The organism is Enterorhabdus sp. P55 (assembly GCF_009911695.1).
Taxonomy (GTDB): domain Bacteria; phylum Actinomycetota; class Coriobacteriia; order Coriobacteriales; family Eggerthellaceae; genus Enterorhabdus.
In genome coordinates this window covers 1-6,216 of the sequence record NZ_QWKK01000113.1, presented here as the reverse complement: position 1 = coordinate 6,216, position 6,216 = coordinate 1, and the positions used below count along the sequence as shown (strand labels likewise).

Annotated in this window: 5 protein-coding genes; 3 read left to right on the top strand and 2 right to left on the bottom strand. The window is 71.3% G+C overall.

The genetic code is table 11. The annotated features are described in order from the left end of the window. A partial coding sequence (locus D1643_RS09250) for a glycoside hydrolase family 2 protein (protein ID WP_160710345.1) occupies positions 1 to 2,121 on the bottom strand: 2,121 nt, incomplete at its 3' end. 354 nt (positions 2,122 to 2,475) lie between these two features. Here D1643_RS09250 and D1643_RS09245 point away from each other — a divergent pair. From D1643_RS09245 to D1643_RS09235, 3 genes are all read left to right on the top strand, one after another. After that, on the top strand, positions 2,476 to 3,249 hold the full coding sequence (locus D1643_RS09245) for an SDR family oxidoreductase (protein WP_160710344.1): 774 nt from the start codon (positions 2,476 to 2,478) through the stop codon (positions 3,247 to 3,249). A gap of 96 nt (positions 3,250 to 3,345) precedes the next feature. After that, a complete protein-coding gene (locus tag D1643_RS09240) occupies positions 3,346 to 3,963 on the top strand; it encodes a hypothetical protein (RefSeq protein ID WP_160710343.1) in 618 nt (205 codons plus the stop codon). A gap of 61 nt (positions 3,964 to 4,024) precedes the next feature. Beyond that, the gene (locus tag D1643_RS09235) at positions 4,025 to 4,543 is read left to right on the top strand and encodes a nitroreductase (RefSeq protein ID WP_160710342.1); all 519 of its coding nucleotides are present in this window, start codon (positions 4,025 to 4,027) and stop codon (positions 4,541 to 4,543) included. Positions 4,544 to 4,755: 212 nt separating this feature from the next. On the opposite strand, the gene D1643_RS09230 is transcribed toward D1643_RS09235, so the two are convergent. Beyond that, a partial coding sequence (locus D1643_RS09230; protein WP_370520329.1) for an SLC13 family permease occupies positions 4,756 to 6,216 on the bottom strand: 1,461 nt, incomplete at its 5' end.

Here is a 6,216-nt window from a genome sequence, read left to right as displayed (position 1 = left end):
GCGGCGAAGGGGCGCGGCGGCGGGCCGCTGGGCCTCAGGGCCGTCCGACGCAGCTGCGCCCGCACCGGGCTCGTCAGGCGCGGGCGCCCCGCCGTCACGAGCGGGATCCGGCGTAGCCGCAGCGTCTGGGCGCGGCGCGCGCCTCCCCGTCTCACGGGGCCCAGCCAGGACCGAGGCCGGCTCGCCCTCCGAGGACGCCTCGCCCTGCGGAGCGCACGCCTGCCTCACCGCCTCCGTGGCCAGCGTCAGCTTGTTCACGCGCCTATCGTAGGTGAGAATGCCGTTGACCTCCTCCTCCACGTCCGAGAGCTGCGTGTACACCCAACCGGCCAAACCCGCCGGCTCAAGAGCGTCCGCCGCAGCCAGCGAGGCAGCTACCGCAGCGCCCCACGACGCCGCGTCCTCGTAGGTATCATAGCCGTAAAGCTCCTGGTAGGCCATGTGATCTTGCACCCCAAGGGCAAGGCCTCCGAACTCCGACACCACAAAGGCGCGCCCCCCGCGCGAAGCCGCCTCCCCCACCAGGCGCGCCGGATCGTCCGGATACACCTCCAGGTCGCGGAAGTAGTTGTGCACGCTCAGGAAGTCGCCGCAGCGCTGGTCGTACCAGCCGCTCACGGCGTCCACGGGTCGCGTCGGGTCGGCCGCGCGCACCTCGGCCGCGGCCACGGCGGCGTCGAACTGCCCCCAGCCCTCGTTGAACAGCACCCACGTCACCACCGACGGGTGATCGGCCAGGTAGGCCACCGTTTCCCGGCAGCCCGCGCGCCACTGCTCGCGGTAGCGCTCGTCTCCCGCCGAGAGCCGCTCGCGATGGCGCGGGGTGTCGTCCGCATAGGCGCCCCACGACCGGCGCAGCAGCGTCGGCTTGTAGCTCGACGCCCACGCGTCGAGCGGCCCGCCGCCGCTCACCATGTCCTGCCACACGAGCATCCCCAGCCGGTCGCAGTGGTAGTACCAGCGGTCGGCCTCCACCTTCAGGTGCTTGCGCAGCAGGTTGAAGCCGGCATCGCGCATGGCCTGCACGTCGAAGGCGAGCGCCTCGTCCGAGGGGGCCGTCATCAGGCCGTCGGGCCAGTAGCCCTGGTCGAGCACGCCGCGCAGGAACAGCGGCTCGCCGTTCAGGAGGAAGCGGAAGGCGCCGCGCTCGTCGCGGGCCACCTCCACCGTGCGGAAGGCCGCGTAGCTGTGCACCACGTCATGCCCGTAGCGCAGGGCCACCCCGTAGAGGCAGGGATCATCCGGACTCCAAAGTCGCAGGTCGGGGATGGGAACTTGCACCTCAAGGGCAACGCCGTCGTCGTCCGCGCGCACCGTCTCGCGCGCGACGAGCGCCCCATCGGGCGCCGTCACGTCCACATGGAGCAGCCGCCCCGCCCCGCAGACGCGCACCTCCAGCCGCAGCATGCCCGCCGCCGGGTCGGGCCGCAGGGCCAGCGACTCCACGCGGCAGGCCGGCACCACCTCAAGCCACACCGGCTGCCAGATGCCGCTCTGGGCCGCGTACCAGATGCCGCCGGGCGCAAGCCGCTGCTTGCCCCGCAGCTGCGTGCCCTCATCGCTCGGATCCCACACGCAGAGAACCAGGTCGTTCTCCTCGATGAGCCCGTGGGCAGGCACATGATCGGGCCTCTCGCGTAAAAAGTCGGTGACGTCGAAGGCGAAGGGCAGGTAGCCGCCCTCATGCAGGCCGACCCGCTCGCCGTTCACGTAGCAGGCGCAGGCATGATCGACGGCCTCGAAATGCAGCAGGCAGCGCTCGCCCTCATCCAGCTTCGGCGTGGCGAAGGCGCGGCGATACCACAGAAGCTCGGTGGGCAGCACCGTGCGCCCCACGCCGGAGAGCGGCGCCTCCGGCGAGAACGGCACGAGGATGCGCCCGTCATAGCGCGCGGGAGGGCGCATCCGCGCCCAGGACTCGCCCGCGTTCAACGTGGGCACGATGGCATACTGCCACCAGCCGTTGAGCGAGCGGATGCCCTCGCGGGCGAACTGGGGGTGCGGGTGCTCGGCGCGCACGCGGGCGGGATCGATCGCCTCACCCCAGGGAGTGGTCAGCTGGGCTGGCTCTCCCCGATCGTGCTTGCGCGGGGCGCTGGCCAGGATGCGTTTGATGTCCATGCGGCTTCGCCTCGTCTTCCGTTGCGGACGGTTCGCGGTCTTGCGACCCAACGATGATACCGCGACTCCCCGATCCGCCCGCAAACGTAACCGTTCCGTGTCCCAGCTGCGCGGCCGCCATGCCGCCTCCACGCCGTAGGGCTATGATCACGGGAAGCGCCGAACTCAACGGGGCGCCGCAGCAGGGGCGTGGCGGCCCCGCCAGCGGGAAGAGCCCGCACGCCTCTGGAGCCGCCAGGGGCCGCCACGCCCGCAGAGCCCGCCACACCAGGGCTGCCACGCCGCCGCGCCCCGCGCAGCCCCGCAGCCGCCGGGGCCGCGACCAAGGCGCGACCGCCGAGGGAAGGAGCACGCATGGCAAAGCGCATCGCCGTCATCACCGGGGCCTCATCGGGCATGGGGCGCGAGTTCGCGCGCCAGATCGACCTGCTCCAGCAAGCCGACGAGCTGTGGCTCATCGCCCGCCGGGACGACGCCCTGCGCGAGGTCGCCGCCGACCTCACCACGCCTGCGCGCTGCCTGCCGGCCGACCTCACCGACGCCGCGGCCCGCCAGGCCATCGCCGACGCGCTCGACGCGGAGGCTCCCCTCGTCACCCACCTGGTGAACGCCGCGGGCTTCGGCAAGTTCGGCGACTGGCGCTCCATCGACGAGGCCGATGCCGAGGCCATGATCGAGCTCAACTGCCGCGCGCTCGTGGCCCTGACGCGCGCGTGCCTGCCGCACATGGGCCGCGGCTCGCGCCTCATCCAACTCTGCTCGGCGAGCGCCTTCACGCCGCTGCCGCACCTCAACGTGTACGCATCCACCAAGGCCTTCGTCCTCAGCTACACGCGCGCCCTGCGCTGGGAGCTCCGCGGCAGCGGCATCACCGCCACCGCCGTCTGCCCCACCTGGGTGAAGACCAGATTCGAGCAGGTAGCACGCAGGTCGGGCGCTGGCCAGGACGTGCGCCATCTGCTCGGCGCCCAGGAGGCGTCGACCGTGGTCTCGCGCGCCCTGGCCGCCAACCGCGCCCACCTGGCCGTGGCCACCTGCAGCCCCCAGGCGCTCGGCCTGCGCGTACTCGGCAAGGTGCTCCCCCACAGCGTGACCATGGCCGGCTGGGACGCCGTCCGCCGTCTCTAGCCGCGCGCCAGCCCGGACGCGGCGCGCACGCGAAGAATGGCCGGCGGCGGCAGGGGCTGGTATACTCGCGGCACGGCAAGCCAGGAGGGGGGCTCTATGGGGAATCTGCGCCTCATCGCGCTAGCGACGCTTCTTTCGCTCATCATCTTGCCGATGCTTGCTTGCAGCTCCGCGCAGAGCCAAGCAGAAAACGCCGCCGACCCCAACGCTTCCTCCTCTCCTCCGACGGCAAGCGAATCCGGACAAGGGGTGGAGCTTCCGCAGGAAGAGCCTTCCGACGAACCGGCCGAAGCACACGGATCGGAAGCTGCAGGCAAGAGCAAGGACGAAACCCAAGCCATCACCCAGCAGGGGAATCCCCCCGATCTCGAGACGCCCCACTATTCCCTAACCATTCCCGATGAAGAAAAGCGTCTCTGCGTACTTGAGTACAGTTCCGACTACGATGTCGACCCAAACGGACTTGCCATCGGATTCAATACAAGCGTGTTCGCAAAGGGGGAGGATTGGCCCCGCGATAAATACGCCATCTTCTCCGTAGCCATCTTCTCCGACAACTGGGGGCCGCAAGGGGAGTTTTACGCTAAGCCCCTCGGGCACCCAAGCAAGATGCCCGGATCCACCGCCTACATCCTCCAGGGAATGTTCAGCCAGGACAACGCTTTACTCGAAGACCAGACCGACGAATACTCCCGATGGATTGAGGTTTTGTAACAGCACGGCAGACGGATCGCTTTTCAAGATAGCGAACGAGGTCGACAGAGAGGAGCCCGCCATGCTTTCCAACCCCGTCATCGATGCCATCCTCGCGCGACGATCCACGCGCGCCTTTACCGCCGAGCCCGTCGCGCGCGAGCAGCTCGAGGCCATCGTGGCCTGCGGGCAGTGGGCGCCCTCGGGCATGAACCGCCAGGAGCTCACGTTCGCCGTGCTCTCCGACGGCGAGCAGGTGGCACGGCTGGCGGCCGCCCTCGAGCCGCTGCTCGACCGCGGCTCCTATGATATGTACGGCGCCCAGGCCGCCGTGCTCGTCGCCGTGCCCGCAGGCTACCCCTACGACCGGCAGGACGACTCGTGCGCGCTGGAGAACATGTTCCTCGCCGCCACGAGCCTGGGGCTGGGCAGCTGCTGGATCAACCAGCTCAACGGCCTCTGCGACGAGCCGTCCGTCCGCATGCTGCTCGGCGAGTACGGTATCCCCGCCGACCACCAGGTCCACGGCATCTGCGCCCTCGGCCACATCGCCCGCGAGACTTCCGCGAAGCCGCGCAAGTCCACCGTCATCTGGGTGTAGCCGAGAGAAAGCCCACCGCGCCCCTCCCGCAACGCGCGATCCCGCGCCTGCGCCGCCCGCGGGATCGCGCGTCATCCGCGACGCCGTCCGCCATTCGTCGTTCCGCGGCACACGTCACCCGCCGGCAGCCCCTTCGGCCGCGCGCCGCATCCCGCCGCCCACAGCGCCGCCGGCAACGACCCGGCCCCGCAGACGAAGTCAAGCGCGACGACCTACGCCAACGCCGCCGCGCACACGGCCAGCAGCACGGCCAGAAACGCGAAGCCGAGCACCGTGAACCAGGCCAAGAACACGCGCGTGCGGGGGACGCCCTCGCGGGGACTGCGGGCGAACAGGGCCCGGACGGAGCGGTAGTGGCTGAACGTGATGAGCCCCGCGAGCGACGCCACGAGCGTGCCCGCGCCGCCCACGTTAACGCCCACGAGCAGCGGCGCCCACTCCCCCGTGAAGTGCGAGAGCAGCACGGCCGCCGGCACGTTGCTGATGACCTGGCTCGCCCCGGCGCTCACCCACAGGCCGCCGTCGGCCATGAGCGGCGCGAGCACCTCCACCACCGCAGGGATGCGCGCCATATTCCCCGCGAACACGAAGAAGCACGCGAAGGTGAGCAGCAGCCCGTAGTCCACCTGCGCGAGCGCCCGTCGGTCGAGCGCCAGGAGCGCCCCCGCCACGACCGCCACCGCCGCCGGCCAGGGAACGACCCGCAGGACAGAGGCCACCATCAGCACCAGAAGCCCCAGGCAGATAAGCGCGCGGGCACGCCGCGAGAGACGCGGGCGGAAGGCGCGGGCGCTGGACGCGGCTGGCGGGCCCCCTCCCGCGTGGGCGCCGCCGGTGGCTCCGCGAGAAGGCGCGAGCGCAGTCCGCTCGGCGTCTGCGCGAGCCCGCCCGGCGGGATCCTGCGAGACGCCAGATGCGCGCCCCGGCTCCACGGAGCCCTCGCCGGTGCCCGAGAGCGCCCGGCGGGACGCGGCCCCCGCATCGCCCGCGTCCCGCCCGTCGAACCCGGCCGGAACGTTTTCCGCAGGTCGCACGCCCTCTTCCCGCCGAGGCGTCACCCGTCCCGCGCGGGCGCCCTTCCCGGCATCCACCGGTACCAGCAAAGCGCAGCAGAGAGCTATCAGCGCCACGGATACGGCAAAGGGCAGGGCCATCGTGGCGAGGAAGTCGCCTAGGGGAATGCCGAAGAACTCGTAGAGGTAGAGGTTCTGCGGGTTGCCGAAGGGCAGCACCATGCCGCCGAGGTTGGCGGCCAGGTTCTGCAGGACGAAGGCGACCGGCAGCGCGCGACCCCAGCCGGCCTCGAGCAGGGTGGCCGCCGCCAGCGGCAGCATCATAATGAGCGCCATGTCGTTGGTGGCCACCATCGACAGCACGAGCGTGGCGCCCACGAGCGCGGCCACCGCTCCGCGGCACGTGGCGAAGCGGTCGACCACCAGGCGGGCCGCGCGCTCGAACACGCCCAGGCGGCGCAGGGCCGCCACCACCGCGAGGATGCCGAAGAGGCACCCGATGGTACGCAGGTCGAGGTAGCCCGCGTACGCCGCATCAGGCGGCACGACCGCCATGGTGGCGAGCGCCGCGGCGGCCGCCACGAGCAGCACCGCATGGCGCGCCGCCCAGTAGCGCGCCCGCCGCGCGATGCGCCGCGCACGACGTGCGGGCGGCCGGGG

What these genes read in the sequence shown, in the direction of transcription:
- D1643_RS09240 (WP_160710343.1), top strand. Translation starts at nt 3,346, where the DNA reads ATGGGGAATCTGCGCCTCATCGCGCTAGCGACGCTTCTTTCGCTCATC.
- D1643_RS09235 (WP_160710342.1), top strand. Translation starts at nt 4,025, where the DNA reads ATGCTTTCCAACCCCGTCATCGATGCCATCCTCGCGCGACGATCCACG.
- D1643_RS09245 (WP_160710344.1), top strand. Translation starts at nt 2,476, where the DNA reads ATGGCAAAGCGCATCGCCGTCATCACCGGGGCCTCATCGGGCATGGGG.